The 17,840-nt window shown below is 61.2% G+C and carries 15 protein-coding genes and 2 tRNA genes; 7 read left to right on the plus strand and 10 right to left on the minus strand.

All coding sequences use genetic code 11. The features are described from left to right. The first annotated feature begins 52 nt into the window (after window positions 1-52). The 5 genes from GG26_RS02005 to gatA all read left to right on the plus strand — a co-directional run bounded on the left by GG26_RS02005 (window position 53) and on the right by gatA (window position 3,331). On the plus strand, window positions 53-727 hold the full coding sequence (locus GG26_RS02005; protein WP_414388653.1) for a Uma2 family endonuclease: 675 nt from the start codon (window positions 53-55) through the stop codon (window positions 725-727). Beyond that, window positions 718-790, plus strand: a tRNA-Ala gene (locus tag GG26_RS02010). Before GG26_RS02005 ends, GG26_RS02010 begins: the two co-directional genes overlap by 10 nt. Before the next feature lie 102 nt (window positions 791-892). Further along, on the plus strand, window positions 893-1,231 hold the full coding sequence (locus GG26_RS02015; RefSeq protein ID WP_099812128.1) for a hypothetical protein: 339 nt from the start codon (window positions 893-895) through the stop codon (window positions 1,229-1,231). Between the two features lie 107 nt (window positions 1,232-1,338). Continuing rightward, window positions 1,339-1,635: a hypothetical protein gene (locus tag GG26_RS02020; RefSeq protein ID WP_099834899.1), complete on the plus strand. Its 297-nt coding sequence runs from the start codon at window positions 1,339-1,341 to the stop codon at window positions 1,633-1,635. A 166-nt stretch (window positions 1,636-1,801) separates the two neighbouring features. Continuing rightward, window positions 1,802-3,331, plus strand: coding sequence for an Asp-tRNA(Asn)/Glu-tRNA(Gln) amidotransferase subunit GatA (gene gatA, locus GG26_RS02025; RefSeq protein ID WP_414388656.1), 1,530 nt, complete (start codon window positions 1,802-1,804; stop codon window positions 3,329-3,331). A 5-nt stretch (window positions 3,332-3,336) separates the two neighbouring features. Here gatA and psb28 read toward each other — a convergent pair whose 3' ends face one another. From psb28 to gyrA, 4 genes are all read right to left on the minus strand, one after another. After that, window positions 3,337-3,651, minus strand: coding sequence for a photosystem II reaction center protein Psb28 (gene psb28, locus GG26_RS02030; protein WP_011430265.1), 315 nt, complete (start codon window positions 3,649-3,651; stop codon window positions 3,337-3,339). Window positions 3,652-3,822: 171 nt separating this feature from the next. Beyond that, entirely contained in the window at window positions 3,823-5,007 is a 1,185-nt protein-coding gene (locus tag GG26_RS02035; protein WP_228375490.1) for a glycerate kinase, read from the minus strand. A gap of 86 nt (window positions 5,008-5,093) precedes the next feature. Then, on the minus strand, window positions 5,094-5,489 hold the full coding sequence (locus GG26_RS02040) for a DUF760 domain-containing protein (RefSeq protein ID WP_011430263.1): 396 nt from the start codon (window positions 5,487-5,489) through the stop codon (window positions 5,094-5,096). 190 nt (window positions 5,490-5,679) lie between these two features. Further along, window positions 5,680-8,235: a DNA gyrase subunit A gene (gyrA, locus tag GG26_RS02045; RefSeq protein WP_099812131.1), complete on the minus strand. Its 2,556-nt coding sequence runs from the start codon at window positions 8,233-8,235 to the stop codon at window positions 5,680-5,682. A gap of 301 nt (window positions 8,236-8,536) precedes the next feature. On the opposite strand from gyrA, the gene GG26_RS02050 reads away from it, so the two are divergent. Next, the gene (locus tag GG26_RS02050; protein ID WP_414388659.1) at window positions 8,537-10,234 is read left to right on the plus strand and encodes a SulP family inorganic anion transporter; all 1,698 of its coding nucleotides are present in this window, start codon (window positions 8,537-8,539) and stop codon (window positions 10,232-10,234) included. Window positions 10,235-10,301: 67 nt separating this feature from the next. Continuing rightward, a complete protein-coding gene (locus tag GG26_RS02055) occupies window positions 10,302-11,141 on the plus strand; it encodes a DUF6671 family protein (protein WP_414388661.1) in 840 nt (279 codons plus the stop codon). A 258-nt stretch (window positions 11,142-11,399) separates the two neighbouring features. On the opposite strand, the gene GG26_RS02060 is transcribed toward GG26_RS02055, so the two are convergent. From GG26_RS02060 to groES, 6 genes are all read right to left on the minus strand, one after another. After that, window positions 11,400-12,980, minus strand: a complete 1,581-nt coding sequence (locus GG26_RS02060; RefSeq protein WP_414388663.1) for an iron uptake porin — start codon at window positions 12,978-12,980, stop codon at window positions 11,400-11,402. Window positions 12,981-13,281: 301 nt separating this feature from the next. Further along, window positions 13,282-13,353: transfer RNA gene (locus GG26_RS02065), tRNA-Val, on the minus strand. Window positions 13,354-13,393: 40 nt separating this feature from the next. Beyond that, window positions 13,394-14,557, minus strand: coding sequence for a GuaB3 family IMP dehydrogenase-related protein (locus tag GG26_RS02070; protein WP_414388665.1), 1,164 nt, complete (start codon window positions 14,555-14,557; stop codon window positions 13,394-13,396). A 155-nt stretch (window positions 14,558-14,712) separates the two neighbouring features. Continuing rightward, window positions 14,713-15,540, minus strand: a complete 828-nt coding sequence (locus GG26_RS02075) for a DUF429 domain-containing protein (protein WP_011430256.1) — start codon at window positions 15,538-15,540, stop codon at window positions 14,713-14,715. 173 nt (window positions 15,541-15,713) lie between these two features. Continuing rightward, window positions 15,714-17,348 carry a chaperonin GroEL gene (groL, locus tag GG26_RS02080; RefSeq protein ID WP_414388668.1) on the minus strand — a complete coding sequence of 545 codons (1,635 nt, stop codon included), beginning with the start codon at window positions 17,346-17,348 and terminating at the stop codon, window positions 15,714-15,716. 66 nt (window positions 17,349-17,414) lie between these two features. Beyond that, window positions 17,415-17,726, minus strand: coding sequence for a co-chaperone GroES (groES, locus tag GG26_RS02085; protein ID WP_011430254.1), 312 nt, complete (start codon window positions 17,724-17,726; stop codon window positions 17,415-17,417). Window positions 17,727-17,840: the final 114 nt, after the last annotated feature.

Genomic DNA, 17,840 nt, shown 5'->3' on the forward strand with positions numbered 1-17,840 from the left:
CCGCGCCGGCCCTCACCCCCAGCCCCTCTCCCTGAGGGAGAGGGGGGTTAGGATGGCAGCAGAGCAGCCTTTGGAGGTGGCTGTGGCTTTGACGATCGGATCCGTTTCTGCTTCTGGATCGACAACGGCTCGCCTGAGTTTGGCAGAGTACCTCAAGTATTCCGATGGCGGCGATACCCGCTATGAGTTGGTGGCGGGGGAGTTGGTGCCCATGGCCCTTCCAACCGGACGGCATGTCCAGATCCAAAAGTTTCTCAGCCAGGTTTTTGAGGCGGAGATCGCCAGACGGCAGTTGCCTTGGACAACAATCCAGGGCGGCCTGGGGATCCAGTCGCCGCGGGGCAACCGCTGGGAAACGGTGCGGATCCCGGATGTGGTGGTGCTGCCTTTGGAGCAGTGGCAGGAGATGGGATCCCGAGAGGCTTTGATTCGCTTGGAGGATCCGCCGCCGCTATTGGTGGTGGAGGTGGTGAGCGAATCCAGCCGGGCGGCGGACTACCGGGCCAAACGGGCGGAATACTGCGTTTTGGGCATCGGCGAGTATTGGGTTGTGGATCCCTTGGAGGAGAAGGTGAGCCTGCTGCTGCTTCATGAAGGCTGGTACGATGTGCTGGAGCTGAAGGGATCCGATCCGGTATCCTCAAAGGTCTTTCCCAAGCTGGAGTTGCAGGCGGGGGAGATCTTGGCTGCGGATTCGGGTTATTCTGGTAAAGCTACGGGGAGTTAGCTCAGTTGGTAGAGCGCTGCGATCGCACCGCAGAGGTCAGGGATTCGAGTTCCCTACTCTCCATTGAGGTTTTGGATTTGGATCCCTTGCCCCCGATCCCTCTCCCAGGAGGAGAGAAGAGTTAGTGGTGGTAGGATTTCGTTATTCTGTAGTGTTTCAGTAACCATGACGCCCGAGCAAGAACAGTGGCTGATTCAAGCCATCCAAGAGTTGCAAGCCTCCCAAAGAGAGCTGCAAGCCTCCCAAAAAGAATTGCAAGCTGCCCAGCAGGAGCTGCGTCTTGTCCAGCAAAACCAGCAGGTTTTGATTCAAGAGCTGCGGGAGGGACAGGCGATGCTGGCGCAGTTCTTTCGCGAGTCAATGGATCGGTTTGACGAGCGTACTCGGGCCATCGAACGCCGCACAGAAGCACTGGAACGGCGCACTGACGAGATGGCCCGAGAGATGCGGGAGATGCGGCAAGAGATTCGGGATCTGCGCCGCGACTTTTTGGAACGGCGGTAGCTTGGGCCCAAGCGCTCTGCGTTGCTAGTGTAACCATCCCCGGATCCTTCTCCCAGGAGGAGATTTAGGGTGGTAGGATTTCCTTGTTCTGTAGCGCCTTGGTAACCATGACACCTGAGCAAGAGCAGTGGCTGATTCGGGCCGTCCAGGAGTTGCAAGCTGCCCAGCAAAACCAGCAGGTTTTGATCCAAGAGCTGCGGGAAGGGCAGGCGATGCTGGCGCAGTTTTTCCGCGAGGCGCTGGATCGCTTTGACGAGCGCACCCGAGCCATTGAACGGCGCACCGAGGCTTTGGAACGGCGCACCGAGGCTTTGGAACGGCGCACTGACGAGATGGCCCAAGAGATGCGGGAGATGCGGCAGGAGATTCGGGATCTGCGCCGCGACTTTTTGGAACGGCGGTAACTTGGGCCCAAGCGCTCTGCATTGCCGACGCCCTCACCCCCAGCCCCTCTCTCTCAGGGAGAGAGGAAATTGGCGGGATTTTGGGTAGGAAGGGATCCCACCTAGATTAATCTAGAGGAACTTTGTCTGGCCTCACTGGCATTTGCCCTTCCCCACGAGTTTGCCTATGTCTGTCATCCGTGCCCTCCACAGGCAGTTGGTAACCAAAGAGCGCTCTGCCGAAGAGATCGCCCGCGAATACCTGGAGCGTCTCACCCAACTGGAGCCGCAGCTCAAGAGCTTTATTACTGTGACCGAGGAACTGGCTCTGCAACAGGCCAGGGCGGTGGACGCCCGCATTCGGGCCGGGGAAGAGATTGGCCCTTTGGCCGGGATCCCGTTGGCGGTGAAAGATAACCTTTGCACCCAAGGGATCCGCACCACCTGCGCTTCCCGGATGCTGGAGGGGTTCATCCCGCCCTACGAGTCGACGGTGACGGCGCGGCTGGCGGCTGCCGGCATGGTGACGGTGGGCAAGACCAACCTGGACGAGTTTGCCATGGGCAGTTCTACGGAAAACTCGGCCTTTCAGCGCACCGCCAACCCCTGGGACCTGACGCGGGTGCCGGGGGGATCCTCAGGCGGGTCGGCGGCGGCGGTGGCGGCAGACCAGGCGGTGGTGGCCCTGGGATCGGATACGGGGGGATCGATCCGCCAGCCGGCGGCCTTCTGTGGCGTGGTCGGCCTCAAGCCCACCTATGGGCTGGTCTCCCGCTATGGGCTGGTGGCTTTTGCCTCCTCTTTGGATCAAGTGGGGCCCTTTGGGCGCACGGTGGAGGACGTGGCCCTGCTGCTGCAGGGGATTGCCGGCCATGACCCCCTGGATTCCACCAGCCTCAAGGTGGAGATCCCGGACTACAGCCAGGCTTTGATCCCGGATATCAAGGGGTTCAAGATCGGCGTCATCCGCAACCTGCTGGGGGAAGGCTGCAGCGAGGAAACCCGTGCTGCTGTGGAAGCCGCCATCCAACACCTACAGGAGCTGGGGGCGGAGATCCTGGAGATCGACTGTCCTAGCTTTCGCTATGGCCTGGCCACCTATTACATCATCGCCCCTTCGGAAGCTTCTTCCAATCTGGCCCGCTACGACGGCGTCAAGTACGGCCTGCGGGAACCCGCCGACTCGCTCTTGGCTATGTACGGCAAAACGCGCGCCCGCGGCTTTGGGCCGGAGGTGAAGCGGCGCATCATGATCGGCACCTATGCCCTCTCTGCCGGCTACTACGACGCCTACTACCTCAAAGCCCAGAAGGTGCGCACCCTGATCAAGCAGGATTTCCTCAGGGCCTTCGAGAAGGTGGATGTGCTGGTCAGCCCCACCACCCCCACGCCGGCCTTCAAGGCGGGGGAGCGGGAGGATCCCTTGAGTATGTACCTGTGCGACCTGATGACGATCCCGGTCAATTTGGCGGGCCTGCCGGGGCTGAGCCTGCCCTGTGGCTTTGCCAACGGTCTGCCCATTGGCCTGCAGATCATAGGCAACGTCTTGCAGGAGAGCAAGGTGCTGCGGGTGGCCTATGCCTATGAGCAGAGCACCGACTGGCACAAGCGGCGACCTCCCCTGGGACAGCCCCCCCTTGAGCAGGCCCAGGGAACCGCTCAACAGCCCAAAGCCAAGAGCAAGTCCACCAAGGGGAGCAAAAAATCCAAAAGCTGAGCCCACTAGGCCATGCCCATCTGGTTGGCTGCCGAGAAGCGCTCCATGAAGCGCAGGAAGCGCTCCCATTCTGCTTCTGTTTCCATGTCGTAGATCACTTCCAAGGCCTTGAATTCCCCGTTCAAGAACTTGGCTTTGATGTTGCGGGTGGTCAGCTCCCCTTCCTCGTCGATCATCCGCATGCCAAGGATGCTTTGCGTGTCGGACTTCAGCTCCTCAAAGCGAAAAATGGCGGATCCCCGCTTGCCGGTTTTGGATTTCAGCAACCGCACCTGCGTTGGCACTTCTGGAATACCGGGAGAAAACTCAATAGTGGCCATAATTTTTAAAAAAACTCATTCAAGTCATTATAGTTGTTCCAAACACGATGATTAAGACACTTTGTCGCTGACCCAAGCGATCCCCGCCCCTAGCGGCCCTCACCCCCAGCCCCTCTCCCAAGGGGAGAGGGGAGCTGGAGATCGATGGATAAGCTGTTTCCCAGCCATTTGCTAGGTGGGGATCGGATCCCCGGCCAGAAACTTTTTCAACTCCCAAGCGGCCATCTGCTCCAGGTGGTAACCGGCCTGGCGCTGCGCCTCGGCCACATCCGGGATCCGGTCACAGAGGGCAGCAACTCTAATGGGAAGGGGTCGGGCGGCCAAGTCGGCCCGGGCTGCCGGGGTGGCCTGGCCACAGAGAATCAGCAGGGGCTTCTGGGCCACCATGGCCTGCTCCAGCACCGCCCCCACTACCTTGCCCATGCTGCTCTGTTCGTCAAGGCGGCCCTCGCCAGTTACCACCAGATCGCAGCGGCGGAGACGCTCCGGCAGGGCCAAGTGCTGGGCCAAGAGCTGGATCCCGGACTCCAGGGTGGCGCCCAAAAAAGCCACCAATCCTGCCCCCAGCCCGCCGGCGGCGCCGGCCCCTGGGATCCCCTCCACGGCCCGGCCCAGATCCCGCTCCACCACCCTGGCCCACTGCTGCAGTGCCTGCTCCAATTGCCGCACTTGCTGGGGAGTGGCGCCCTTCTGGGGGGCAAAGACGGCAGCCGCCCCCAACGGGCCAGTGAGGGCGTTCTGCACATCGCAGAGGCCGCGGATGCGCTTGCCTTGCCAAATGCGCTGTTTAGGTGGCTCGATGCGCGCCAGGCGGGCCAGCTCCCCTCCCCCCCAGCCGATGGGATCCCCGGCCCCATCCAAGAGGCGATAGCCCAAGGCCTGCGCCATCCCCGCACCCGCATCGACGGTGGCGGATCCGCCCAGCGCTATCCAAATCTCGGCGATGGGATCCCGGCAGACGGCCCGCAACAGCTCCCCCAGGCCATAGGTGGTGGTGCGGGTGGGATCCCGCTGCTCAGGGGGCACCAAGGTCAGGCCGGCCACCTGGGCTACTTCCAGCAGCGCCCGCTCGCCTGCCACCCCGTACTCGGCCCAGACGGGATCCCCCAGCGGGCCAGTGACCCACAGCCCTCGTTTCTCTCCCCCCAGCGCCGGCAACAAGGTCTCCAGCGTGCCCTCGCCCCCATCGGCCAGGGGGAGTAGCTCCACCTTGGCCTTCGGCAAGACCTGGCGGATGCCCCGGGAGATGCTCTCCGCTGCTGCCTTGGCTGTCAGGGATCCTTTGAAGCTATCCGGGCAGATCAAAACCCGCCGAGGTGGGCGGCTGAACTCAGATCCCTGGTCTGGTGAACCCATACCCAGCATCAGCCCTAAAACGTCCTCGGCGGCAACAGAGAGGATGGATTGAACTTGGCTGCGGGCCCGCAAGGCTGAGCCCGGAGCTATTGGGCACTGCCCCCCTCCGCTGTTGGAGGTTGATCCGGTGTTGAAGGTTGGGGAGAGGGGACGGCGGCGGATGAGTTGCCCAAAGACTGCTCCAGGGCCAGACGCTGCTCCATCACCCGCAGAAAGTAGCCACCCATCATCGCCCCGGAGAGCATTTTTGCCAAGCTCTCGCGGTTGGTGATGATTTGAACGCCAAATTGGTCTGGCGGCAAACTGCCCACCAAGCTGCGAATGTTGTGGCCCAAGATCTCCAGCACCTCCGGCGACGAGTTGCGGGCGATGTCTTGAAAAACGCTGGGATCCTGAGACTGCAGATATTGCCAGAGCCGGTTGTTGGGGCTGGGCGTTTGCGCGGCCTCAAAACCAGGAATGAAATTGATCGGGCTCGACATGGAGTCACCAAGCTCCCCAAACACAGCAAATCTAGCCCAACTCGGAGCTGTTGGCCCCATTCCTTAGGCCTTCGCAGCTCCGCCAATTGGGCTATGTCAAACCTAACACCCGAGCCTCGCCGCCTTCGGTACGGGATCCCACCCCTTTGAGGCGGCAAATGCCGTACCTCGGGAGGCGCCGCCTCGGAGATCAACCGTCGGCCTCGGGGATCCCCTCTGCCGGCTCCTCTTCAGCTTCCGCCGGATCCCTGATAAACGAAGCGGGCACCACCGTCACTCCTACAATGCTGTCCTCCGGATCCAAGCGCTGCACCAGCACCCCTGTCGCCTCGCGAGACTGAGTGGGGATGGCCTTGGCCAACTGGCGCATGACAATGCCTCTGGCAGTTACCAACAGGATCTCGTCCTCGGCATTGACGATGCGCAGGGCAGCCAGCTCATCCGACTCCTGGCGGAACTTAGTGGCGATCACCCCCTTGCCGCCCCGGTTTTGCCGGCGGAAGTGGTCGATGGCCGAGCGCTTGCCCCGCCCTTCTTTGGTAATCACCAGCACCCAGGGGTTGGCCAGCCTCTCCCCCTCTCGCTCAGCGGCCATCACCGACTCGGCAAAGATGATGTCCATGCTGACGATGTCGTCGCCGGGGTTGAGGGTGATGGCCCGCACGCCGCGGGTGGCTCGCCCCAGGGGGCGCAGTTGCTCGTCATCTGCCCGGAAGCGGATGCACATGCCCTGGCGGGTCGCCATAACCACATCGTCGCTGGAGCGGGCGCGGCGCACCCAGCGCAGCTCATCGTTTTCCTCCAGAGAGATGGCAATCAGGCCGTTGGAACGCACATTGGCAAAGGCGCTGAGGGCCGTTTTTTTGATGTAGCCCGCTCGGGTGAGCATCACCAAGTATTCGTCGTCGCTGAACTCGCTCACGGGCACCATCGAGGTAACTCGCTCTTCCCGAGTGATGGGCAGCAACTGGACGATGGCGCTGCCGCGGGCGGTGCGGCTCCCCTGCGGGATCTCGTAGGCGGGCAGGGTATAGACCATCCCCCGATCCGTGAAAAAGAGGATAGTGTCGTGGCTGCGACAGGCAAAAAACTGCTCGATGGCATCGTCGTCTTTGATGCGGGCGCCGGCCTTGCCGCGGGTGGCCCGCCCCTGCACCTGGAACTCTTCAAGGTCCATGCGCTTGATGTAGCCCTGCTCGGTGAGGAAGATGACCGTCTCGCGGTTCTCGATCAGATCGGCAACCTTGAGCTCACAGTCTTCCAGGCAGAGGCGGGAGCGGCGCGGGCTGGCAAAGCGGCTCTTGAGCTGCTGCAGCTCTTCGCTGATGATCTGCATCACCCGCTCCCGGCGGGCCAAAATATCCCGCAAATCGGCAATTTGCCTCACCAAGTCTTCGTGTTCGGCCTGGATTTTCTCCGCTTCTAGGGCGGTGAGGCGGCGCAGTTGCATCTGTAAAATGCCATCGGCTTGCGCTTCGCTCAGGCCCAACGTTGCCTGCAACTCAGCTCGGGCTGTGGCGGCATCGGCGGCTCCGCGGATGAGGGCGATCACCCGATCCAACTGCCCCAAAGCCAAAAGGTAGCCCTGCAACAGGTGATCCCGCTCTTCGGCTTTCTGCAGCTCGTAGCGGGTGCGCCGCTCAATCACCTCTGCCCGAAAATCCAAGAAAGCCTGCAGTGCGTCCCGCAGCGTCAGGGTGCGCGGCTCGCCGTTGAGGATGGCCAGCATGTTGACCCCGAAGTTGCTCTGCAGGGGGGTTTGCTTGTAGAGGTTGTTGAGCACCACCTGAGGCTGAGCATCCCGCTTCAGCTCGATCACCACCCGCATGCCCTCGCGGTCGCTTTCGTCGCGGATGTCGGCAATGCCCTCCAGTTTTTTCTCGTTGACCAGCTCGGCAATTTTTTCAATCATGGCTGCCTTGTTGGTTTGGTAGGGCAGCTCGGTGATGATAATGGCCTCCCGCGTCGGTCGGCCCCGCTGCTCGATGGTCTCCACCGTGGCCACCCCCCGCAAGGTGATGGAGCCGCGCCCGGTAGTATAGGCTTCGCGGATGCCTTCCTGGCCCATGATCAGCCCGCCGGTGGGGAAATCGGGGGCCGGGATCCACTGCATCAGCTCCAGGCTGGTCAGGTTGGGGTTGTGGATGAGGGCGATCAGGCCGTCCACCAGCTCTCCCAGGTTGTGGGGCGGGATGTTGGTGGCCATGCCCACGGCAATGCCAGAAGAACCGTTCAACAGCAACTGCGGGATCCGCGCCGGCAGCACCAGCGGCTCTTGCTGGGATCCGTCGTAGTTGTCGATGAAGTCGACGGTGTTGGCGTCGATATCCTGCAGCAGGGCTTCCTGGGCAAAAGCGGTGAGGCGGCACTCGGTGTAGCGCATGGCCGCCGGCGGGTCGTTGTCGATGGAGCCGAAGTTGCCGTGCCCGTCCACCAGGCGCTCCCGCATGGAGAAGTCCTGGGCCATGCGCACCAGGGCTTCGTAAACCGCCTGATCCCCGTGGGGATGGTATTTCCCGATCACATCCCCCACGACGCGGGCGCACTTGCGAAAAGGGCGATCCGCCGTCAGGCCCAGCTCGTGCATGGCGTAGAGGATGCGGCGATGCACCGGCTTGAGGCCGTCGCGGGCATCCGGCAGAGCCCTCCCGACAATCACGCTCATGGCGTATTCCAGGTAGGACTGCGCCATCTCCCGCTGCAGGTCGGTGGAGATGATGCGCGCGGTCAATTCGTTGTCGCTCATGGGTGGGGGTAGAGGTGAGGGATCCCGGTCGGCTTGGGCGCGGGCACGGTTCGAGGTTACAAAGCTGTCGCAGCAGCAATCGCCATTGCCTGCCAACGGTCGGCAACCCAGGAAACTAAAATAAAGTGCGCCTGCGTCTAGTCTACCATTGCCTTTTGCCGGGGCAGAGGGAGTTGCCCGGAGCCGCCCCCTGTCCCAAGGGGATCCCTGAAGACATTTATAGATAAAAATCTATCCTCTAATCGGGGCGTTATGGTAACGCTCAATGATAGGCTGCCTATAGCATTGAGGGCAGTGGGGCATGTTGGGCCAAGTGACGGGGCAAGGTGGGGGAGTGCTGGCTTGGCGTCGGCGTCTGAGCCTAGAAAACTGGCGTGGGGATCTCTTCGGTGGCCTGACGACGGCTATTGTCTCGCTGCCGATGGCCCTGGCCTTTGGGGTGGCTTCTGGTGCCGGGCCGGTGGCGGGCTTGTATGGGGCGGTGTGTGTGGGCTTTTTTGCTGCCCTGTTCGGCGGCACTCCCACCCTCATCTCCGAGCCCACCGGGCCGATGACGGTGATGATGACGGCAGTCATTGCCAAGGTTACCGCCAGCTATCCGAACCAGGGACTGGGGCCGGCCTTCACGGTGGTGATGGTGGGGGGCCTGTTTCAGGTGCTGTTTGGATCCCTGAAGCTGGGCAAATACATCACCCTTATGCCCTACAGCGTCATCTCCGGCTTTATGTCGGGGATCGGCTGGATCATGATTTTGCTGCAGATCCCGCCCCTTTTGGGCCACGCCAGCCAGGGGGGAGTGATCGGGGCGGTGCAGAACCTGCCGACCTACCTGCTCAATCTCAAGTTCCCGGAACTGGGGTTGGGGCTGCTGACCCTTGCGATCCTCTTTGGCTATCCCAAGCCTTGGCGAAGAGTGGTGCCGCCCCAGTTGGTGGCCCTGGTGCTGGGAACGCTGGTGGCCAACTTGTTCATGGCTGACTGGGATTTGCGGCGCATCGGGCCCATCCCCACCGGCTTGCCCCAGGTGCAATGGCCGCAGTTGCCCTTTGCTTCCCTGGCCAGCTTGGTGTTGGACGGGGTGGTGCTGGGCATGCTGGGCTGTATCGACACCCTCTTGACGGCGGTGATTGCCGACAACCTCACCCGCACCCGCCACGACTCCGACCAAGAGCTGATCGGGCAGGGGATCGCTAACTTGGTGTCCGGCTTCATGGGAGGGCTGCCGGGAGCCGGCGCCACCATGGGCACAGTGGTGAACATCCAGTCGGGCGGACGTACCCCTCTAGCCGGCATTACCCGAGCGTTAATCCTGCTGATGGTGGTGCTGTTTGCCGCTCCCCTCACGCAAGGGATCCCAATGGCGGTGCTGGCAGGGATCGCCTTTAAGGTGGGGGTGGATATCCTCGACTGGAGCTTCCTCAAGCGGGCCCACCGCCTTTCCCTCAAAGGGGCAGCCATCATGTACGGGGTGATGTTCATGACGGTGTTTGTGGATCTCATCGCTGCCGTGGGGGTGGGGGTGTTTGTGGCCAACTTGCTCACTATCCAACGCCTCAGCGAGATCCACTCCGAAGAGGTGAAAGCCATTACCGATGCCGATGATGCGGTGGATCTCACTCCCCGTGAGAGGGAATTGCTGCGCCAGGGATGCGGGCAGGTGTTGCTGTTTTACTTGAGCGGGCCGATGATCTTCGGGGTTTCCCAAGCCATTTCCCGCCAACATCAGGCGGTGGCCTCCTGCCAAGCGCTGGTGGTGGATCTATCAGATGTGCCGATGCTGGGCGTTTCCGCAACGCTATCCCTGGAAAATGCCATTCGCGAGGCTCTGGATCGGGGCAAACAGGTGTGGATTGTTGGGGCCAAGGGTCGGATCCGGCAGCGCCTAGAAAGCCTGCATCTGCCACTGTCCCCAGAGCGGTTTGTGGACAGCCGTGAGGTGGCCTTGGCCGAGGCTGTTGCCCAGTTGGGCTTGCCGCTAGAACCCAGCCCCCTGGTTTGAGCCCTCCGATGAGCCCAACAAGAAAGCTGCAGACTTCGTTTGCCGGATCGGGGTCAGTTCTGGATCTATGCACTGGAAAGGTCGGGTTGCCTACTTGGCAACCCTGCATCGCAAAGAGCAGGTGATCGGCCCTCTCTTGGCCCACCACCTGGGGATCCAGGTGCAAGTGATACCTCTGGACACCGACCAACTGGGCACCTTCTCGCGGGAGCGGCCTCGGCCAGGGGATCCCATCCACACCCTACGCCTGAAAATTGAGAGAGCCCGCCAAGCTCATCCCGCCTCTTTGGTTTTGGCCAGCGAGGGATCCTTTGGCCCCCACCCTCAGATCCCTTGGATTCCTTTGAACCAGGAATGGGTCATGCTCAGGGTTTTTGAACCCGGCGCGGATCCCTTGGAGCTGGTGGGCTACGCAGAAAGCACCCAAACCAACTTCAGCCATCGCTGGGTGCAGAGCTGGGCAGAAGCGCTGGACTTTGCCCAAAGGGCGGGTTTTCCCCAGCACGCCCTGATCGCCCTCGACCAGCCAGAAAAGCCCCAGGTTATCCACAAAGGGATCCAAGACGAAGCAACCCTGAAGCAGGTGGTGGGGGAGCTGCTGGCTCGGCAAGGGGGCCTTCATCTGGAAACCGACATGCGGGCCCTGTACAACCCAACCCGGCTCCAAGTCATTGCAGCCGCCACCCAAAACCTAATCGCCAAAGCCCAAAGCCTGTGCCCGGCCTGCGGCACTCCCGGCTACTGGCGGATCCGCTCGGTCTCTGGACTGCCCTGCGGCCAATGTGGCGCCCCCACCCCCGTGGCCAAGGCTTGGGTATATGGCTGTGATCGCTGTTCCCACACCCACACCGAGCCTGTGGCAGAGCCTTGGGCGGATCCCGCTCAGTGTGCTTTCTGTAATCCCTAGCCTTGTCTTGAGCCCGACCTCAGGCTCTCCAGAGCCGGCATTGTCATCCCCGCAGAGGAGTTGTAGTCGTTTCAGGTTAGGGTGAGACACCTGGGCTATAGAGAAAAAGCCCTTCGCTGTATGCACTCAACGTTTCAGACGTGGGTGCAGTGTCCTAGTCTGAATCGAAATGACCATAAAGGAAGGTTTGAACCAAAAAAGGGATCCACTGCAGTGGATCCCCTAACCAGCTATGAACCTGCAAAAGAGGTCAACTCATCAGAAGTTGAACACAGCCCGCAGAGCACCTACACCAATGGTTGGGTCGTTGTCCCCAGGTAGAGCACCATTGGGGTTGCTCACAAAGTAGGCCGCCGGGGTAAGGGTGAGGTACTCGTTCACCGGGAAGCTGTAGTAAACATCCACAATGAACGGGCGGGTATCCCAAACTCCTTCATTTTTGGTGGTCACAATTGGCTGGCCAAAAACCACACCCCCTTGAGCACCCTCAATGAACAGATCTGGGAAGGCGAAGCCAAACAGCCAGCCGTTGAAGTCTTCGTCGCCCGGATCGATGGTGCCCGCCGGTACCACGTTGGGCAAGTTGTAATCCACATTGCCAGCAGTAAACCAGCCAGATACGATGACGCGGGGGGTAATCTCCCAGTTGGCAGCCACAGAAAAGGCGTTCACCCGTGCAGAGGTGGACACATTGGTTACTCTCAGAGGGCCACGGAAAAGAGCTGTACCGTTGGCCAAGAACTCAGGGCCATCGTTTGCCGTCTGCAGATAGGTACTGGCAAACTGCAGGTAAATCTCTAGATTTTCATTCGGCAGGAAGCCCAGCTCCACCGCGTGGGCACTGTCGCTACCGGTTATACCGCTGTCGCCGAAGCCCTTGCCCAAGGCTTGAGCGTTCCTGGTGCTGTAGCTGTAGGCCAAGCGTAGTTGATCCGAGAGTCGGTAGCGGAAGCCAAACAGAGCTCCACCTGGCACGTCCGCCGTGGAGTTGGGAGCATCAGCAAAGTCGGAGAGAGCTTCGAAGGGTGTGCTGTAGTTGAATACATCGAACACACCTGAGCCAACGATACCCGTGTAGATGGTAGCTGCTCGGTTGAAAGCTGGGAATTGGTAGATCAGCTTGGCCAGGGTGAAAGTGCCGCCGCCACGGCCGCCAAACTCAAGGCCGGGATCCCCATCAAAGAACTCAGTCACAGCATCGCGAGCTTGGAGACGAATGCGCAGGCGATCGCGACCCACAAAAGAAGCATCGAAGTTCAAGCGTACCCGATAGGGAAGAGTCATGTTGGCTTGGTTTTGCTCTGCTACTACCTTCCCATCAACAACTCTGTCTTCCGTGAGAGCGCTGCCTACAACAGCGGCGATGACTTGGGCATTCAACTTGGTAACCGGGTTGAAGACCTTCCCTTTCAAATCAGTAACATCGGCTTCCAGGGCATCCACCCGCCCGCGCAGGGCTGCCAGCTCAGCAGCAAATTCCTCTTGCAAGCGCTGCAGAGTGGCCAAGTCTTCCTTGGAGACTTTGTCGGCCAAACCGGCTGCAATCAACTCATTGATGCGATCCAAGCAGGCGTTCATACCGGCGGCAAACTCATAGCGGGTCATGGCCCGGTTGCCGCGGAAGGTGCGGTCGGGGTAGCCGGCAATACAGCCGTAACGCTCGACCAGAGATTGCAGTGCTTGGAAAGCCCAGTCAGTAGGCTGCACATCAGAAAGTTCAGAGATGGAGGTGACGGGCCCAGTAGCTTGGGCATAGGCCACTCCAGGGGTCAAGACTGCTGCTGCACCCAGGGTGCCGGCCAGCAACGTTTTCCAGTAGTTCGCGTGTTTCGCGGGCATGTTTCTCTCCTTGTTCTGTGTCCTCACACCTGTCTCGGCTGTGGCGATGTCTTCTAGAGGTAGTCAACTGTCTAACTCAAGCACGAGTCTGACAACTGCGGACCCTCGAAGAACATGGTACAGCCCTGTTTCACATCGTCTACCACTTTACACACTTTTTGAATGAGACTCAACGTGAGGCTCAACGGCGGCAGACGCTCCAGGCCCCATACCCATTACTTTACCTCAGGGATCCGACCCTGGCTAGCGGGTGCACGCCAAAGCCGAGACAGAGCTCCTAAGTCGCGGGCTGAGGCGGGGATGGGCGGTACCGGACTCGAACCAGTGACATCCTGCTTGTAAGGCAGGCGCTCTACCGCTGAGCTAACCGCCCTGGGGGATCCCAGTCCACCGAGTTTAGCATTCCCAAGGGACTATTTCCCCATACCTAAGCTCTGCGCCTTCTGGTACACCTTGCCCTCGGTCAGGAGGGAGGGGGCGATGCAGATCTCCACCTGCTGCATTTCTCGGAGATTGGCAGCCCCCAAGGTGGCCATGCTAGTGCGCAGAGCACCCCAGAGGTTGTGGGTACCGTCGTCCAGGCGGGCGGGGCCGCACAAGATCTCTTCCAGGGTGCCGGTGGATCCCACGCGGATGCGGGTGCCGCGGGGCAAGATGGGGCTGGGGGTAGCCATGCCCCAATGAAAGCCGCGACCGGGGGCCTCATAGGCGCGGGCCAAGGGGGATCCGATCATCACTGCGTCCGCTCCACAGGCGATGGCCTTGCAAATGTCGCCACCGGTCACCAATCCCCCATCGGCAATGATGGGAACGTAGGCGCCGGTTTCCGCCAAAAACTGCTCCCGTGCAGCGGCACAGTCGGCGATGGCCGTAGCCTGCGGCACTCCCACCCCCAACACGCCGCGGGAGGTACAGGCAGCGCCAGGGCCGATCCCCACCAAGACGCCGGCAGCTCCGGCCTGCATCAGCTCCAAGGCAACATCGTAGGTAACGCAGTTGCCCACCACAACAGGAATGGGCATCGACCGGCAAAATTGGGCCAGATCCAGCAGTTCCATGCCTTCGGGAACCTTGTGGTGGACGGAAACTACCGTGGCCTGAACGAAGAACAGATCCCCGCCTGCTTCCGCCACCAGGGGGCCATATTCAGCTGCGTGGGCGGGCACACAGCTAGCGGCCGCGATGGCGCCGGCCGCTTTGATTTGGCGGATGCGCTCTTGGATCAGCTCCGGCTTGACCGGCTCGCTGTAGAGGCGCTGCATCAGGGGAACGAACTCGTCTTTGCCGACCGCGGCAATCTGATCCAGCACCTCGTCGGGATCGGCGTAGCGGGTTTGGATCCCGTCCAGGTTGAGCACGCCCATTGCCCCCAGCTTGGAGAGCAAGATGGCCATCTTGACGTCCACCACGCCGTCCATGGCGCTGGCGATGATGGGGATGGGCCGTTGGATCCCTCCCAGGGTGAAGTGGGTGTCCACCAAGCTGGGATCCAGGGTTCGCCTGCCCGGCACCAGCGCAATCTCATCCAGCCCGTAAGCGCGTCTTGCCTGCCGATTGCGCCCCAGTTGTGCGTTCATTTCCCTCCCCTCTGACAGGATCCCTTCTTCCTATCATGCCGCCAACGTGTGATTTGAGACTAGCAAGAGCCGGGTTTTCCCTCCGGTTTAGCTTCGCTTGTCTCTGCCTCAACGGAAGTCTGGCCGGTCTGGCAGAAGCCATACCCTCGCCCGAGTTAAAGCCCTTGTGGAGTTTCCGGCGAGGAAACAGGGCTCTTCCCTTGCAATGAGGGGGGCAGGGGAGTGAAAATGTGGCCTTCTTGCAGGTTGCCGAAGCTGTGGCAGCGCTCGGATCCCCAGCGGAAGCCGTAGAGGGCGATGTAGGCGCACATTAAGGCATCGACTTGGTCTTCGTAGTTTTTGAGTTGGCGGCCCCTAAGGGATCCCACCTCCACTTGGAGCAGGGGCTCGTGGCCTTGCAGAGACGGATCGGCGCTGGCCAAGGCGCGCAGATGTTGCTGGTACAGCCGCCACGCCTGTTCTCGTTGCAGCCAGGTGCGGCGGGGACGCGCTTTGTAGGGGAGGCTGCGGCTGAGGCCAAACAAGCTCACCATGGCGCTGTGGGGGAAGACTTCGGTGATCTGCCGGGCCAGGGATCCCTGCTCGATGCTGGCCTGCTCGCGAAAGCCATAACGGGAGAGAGCTTGCACCAGGGCCTCCCCTCGCACCTGGCCGTTTTTGGCCAAGAGGCGGCGGTTGGCCGGGTGGGCGCCAGCGGCATAGGCGCGAAACACCCGGTTCAGCTCGGCTTCCGCCCGCCGCTGGCCGCTGGGGTTGGGGACGCGCAGGGGGGCATCCACCGCCACCAGGCAGGGATCCCCTCCCGCTTGGGCTTGGATGTAGTCCACAATCTCCTGGTCGGTTTGCAAGAGGCGGTTGTCCCGCAGGTGGCCCGTCAGGTTCGGGGCTTGGGGATCCCCGCTCTCAACCTCCAGCGTTGCCACGCCAGAGGGGTTGCGGGCCGACCAGGCCAGGTCTAGGCCAATGCAGATTAACCGTGCCACGCCGCCTTCTCCTTCCGTTAGTAGGATGGCTCGCCCTCACCCCCCGGACGCCTGGGAGAGGGAAATGCCCAAGAATAAAGGGATCCCAGCCGGGATCCCGGAAGATGGTTGCTCTGACAAGGCAGCAGACTTTCCGCTAGCTGGCGAAGCCTCTGCCTCTTCCTGCCCGAAGATTAGTAGTCGTAGTCATCCACGCCGCCGCCACCGCCAGCGGGCTTGTTGCTCTTGGGCTCCGGCTTGTCTACCACGATGGCCTCGGTGGTGAGCACCATGCCGGCAATCGAGGCAGCGTTTTGCAGGGCAGAGCGGGTGACTTTGGCCGGGTCAACGATGCCCGCCTCAAACATATCCACATAGGCGTCGTTCTGGGCGTCGTAACCCACCGTGAAGGGTTTCTCTTTCACCCGCTCCAGCACGATCGAGCCGTTCTGGCCGGCATTCTCGGCAATGCGGCGCAGCGGAGCGCCCAGCGCGCGGGCAACCAGCATGGCCCCTACCAGCTCATCGCCGGACAAGTTGGCCTGCGCCCACTCCGTTACCGCCGGCATCAGGTGCGCCAGGGTAGTGCCGCCGCCGGGGACGATCCCCTCTTCCACCGCCGCCTTGGTGGCGTTGATGGCGTCCTCCAGGCGCAGCTTGCGATCCTTCATCTCAGTTTCGGTGGCCGCGCCCACTTTGATCACCGCCACACCGCCGGAGAGCTTGGCCAGGCGCTCTTGCAGTTTTTCTTTGTCGTAGGTGGAGTCGGTTTCTTCAATTTGGCGACGGATTTGCTCACAGCGGGCTTTGACAGCCGCTTCGTTGCCTTCCGCCACGATGGTGGTGTGGTCTTTGGTTACCGTGACGCGACGGGCCGAGCCGAAGGAGTCGAGACGGGCGTTCTCCAGCTTCAGGCCGCGCTCTTCGCTGATGACCTCACCGCCAGTGAGGATGGCGATGTCTTCCAGCATGGCCTTACGGCGATCCCCAAAGCCAGGGGCTTTTACCGCCACCACGCTCAGCACGCCCCGCAGCTTGTTCACCACCAGAGTGGCCAGGGCTTCTTTCTCGATGTCTTCGGCGATGATCAGCAGCGGACGACCGGCGCGGGCCACTTGCTCCAGCACCGGCACCAGGTCTTGTACCAGGGTGATTTTCTTATCGGTAATCAGGATGTAGGGGTTTTCCAGAACCGCCTCCATCCGCTCCGTGTCGGTGACGAAGTAGGGGGAGATGTAGCCTTTGTCAAAGCGCATCCCCTCCGTCACTTCCAGCTCAGTGGTCATGGACTTGCCTTCTTCCAGGGAGATCACCCCTTCGCGGCCCACTTTGTCCATGGCCTCGGCGATCATGCGGCCCACTTCCTCATCGTTGCCGGCGGAAATGGCCGCCACCTGGGCAATCGCTTTGGAGTCTTCCACCGGGCGGGCATGTTCGGCGATCTTGTCCACCAGGAACTTCACGGCTTTGTCGATGCCGCGCTTGAGGGCAATCGGGTTGGCGCCGGCGGCCACGTTTTTCAGCCCTTCTTTAACCATGGCGTGGGCCAGGACGGTGGCGGTGGTGGTGCCGTCCCCAGCCGTGTCATTGGTCTTGGAAGCCGCCTGACGGATCAAGGAGACGCCAGTGTTTTCAATGTGGTCTTCCAGCTCGATCTCTTTGGCGATGGTTACCCCATCGTTAACAATTTGGGGTGCGCCAAACTTCTTCTCCAGGACGACGTTGCGCCCTTTGGGTCCGAGAGTAACGGCTACAGCTTCCGCCAAAATGTCCATGCCGTGTTCAAGGGCGCGACGGGCTTCTTCGCTAAAAATGATCGACTTGGCCATACTCAACCTCTCAGACGTGAATGAACTAAGGGCGATGTAGAGGATCGATCGCTGAAGGACTGAAAATTACTGAACGATAGCGAGAATATCCCGCTCGGCCAGCAGCACGTACTCATCGCTGCCCAGCTTCACTTCCGTGCCGGCGTACTTGGAGTAGAGCACTCTGTCGCCGGCTTTCAGTTCCATCGGGATCAGCTTGCCCTCGTCATTGCGCTTGCCAGGCCCAACTGCGACCACCTCCCCCACTTGGGGTTTTTCTTTGGCGGTATCGGGCAAAAAGATGCCACCCGCCGTCTTCTCGTCCTGCTGGGCAATCTTGACCAGCACGCGGTCGCCTAGCGGCTTCAGCGTAGAGACGTTGAGAGTTACTGCAGCCATGACAAATATCCTCCGTGATGCCTAAAACGCGAGGCTGAAGGGTTGTATCGAGCGCAAACCTAAGCTTGCGTAGTCGAGGTTTTAGCACTCTCAGCTTACGAGTGCTAGTCTATC

Origin of the sequence: Synechococcus sp. 'PEA 65AY6A-5F PE A' (genome assembly GCF_047462575.1) — a bacterium.
Classification (GTDB): Bacteria; Cyanobacteriota; Cyanobacteriia; order Thermostichales; family Thermostichaceae; genus Thermostichus.

Excerpts from the sequence above, each read along its gene's own strand:
- gatA (WP_414388656.1), top strand. The coding sequence starts at position 1,802 with ATGTCTGTCATCCGTGCCCTCCACAGGCAGTTGGTAACCAAAGAGCGC.
- groL (WP_414388668.1), bottom strand. The coding sequence starts at position 17,348 with ATGGCCAAGTCGATCATTTTTAGCGAAGAAGCCCGTCGCGCCCTTGAA.
- GG26_RS02020 (WP_099834899.1), top strand. The coding sequence starts at position 1,339 with ATGACACCTGAGCAAGAGCAGTGGCTGATTCGGGCCGTCCAGGAGTTG.
- gyrA (WP_099812131.1), bottom strand. The coding sequence starts at position 8,235 with ATGAGCGACAACGAATTGACCGCGCGCATCATCTCCACCGACCTGCAG.
- psb28 (WP_011430265.1), bottom strand. The coding sequence starts at position 3,651 with ATGGCCACTATTGAGTTTTCTCCCGGTATTCCAGAAGTGCCAACGCAG.
- GG26_RS02060 (WP_414388663.1), bottom strand. The coding sequence starts at position 12,980 with ATGCCCGCGAAACACGCGAACTACTGGAAAACGTTGCTGGCCGGCACC.
- GG26_RS02005 (WP_414388653.1), top strand. The coding sequence starts at position 53 with ATGGCAGCAGAGCAGCCTTTGGAGGTGGCTGTGGCTTTGACGATCGGA.
- GG26_RS02040 (WP_011430263.1), bottom strand. The coding sequence starts at position 5,489 with ATGTCGAGCCCGATCAATTTCATTCCTGGTTTTGAGGCCGCGCAAACG.
- GG26_RS02035 (WP_228375490.1), bottom strand. The coding sequence starts at position 5,007 with ATGGGTTCACCAGACCAGGGATCTGAGTTCAGCCGCCCACCTCGGCGG.
- GG26_RS02055 (WP_414388661.1), top strand. The coding sequence starts at position 10,302 with ATGCACTGGAAAGGTCGGGTTGCCTACTTGGCAACCCTGCATCGCAAA.
- GG26_RS02050 (WP_414388659.1), top strand. The coding sequence starts at position 8,537 with ATGTTGGGCCAAGTGACGGGGCAAGGTGGGGGAGTGCTGGCTTGGCGT.
- groES (WP_011430254.1), bottom strand. The coding sequence starts at position 17,726 with ATGGCTGCAGTAACTCTCAACGTCTCTACGCTGAAGCCGCTAGGCGAC.
- GG26_RS02015 (WP_099812128.1), top strand. The coding sequence starts at position 893 with ATGACGCCCGAGCAAGAACAGTGGCTGATTCAAGCCATCCAAGAGTTG.
- GG26_RS02070 (WP_414388665.1), bottom strand. The coding sequence starts at position 14,557 with ATGAACGCACAACTGGGGCGCAATCGGCAGGCAAGACGCGCTTACGGG.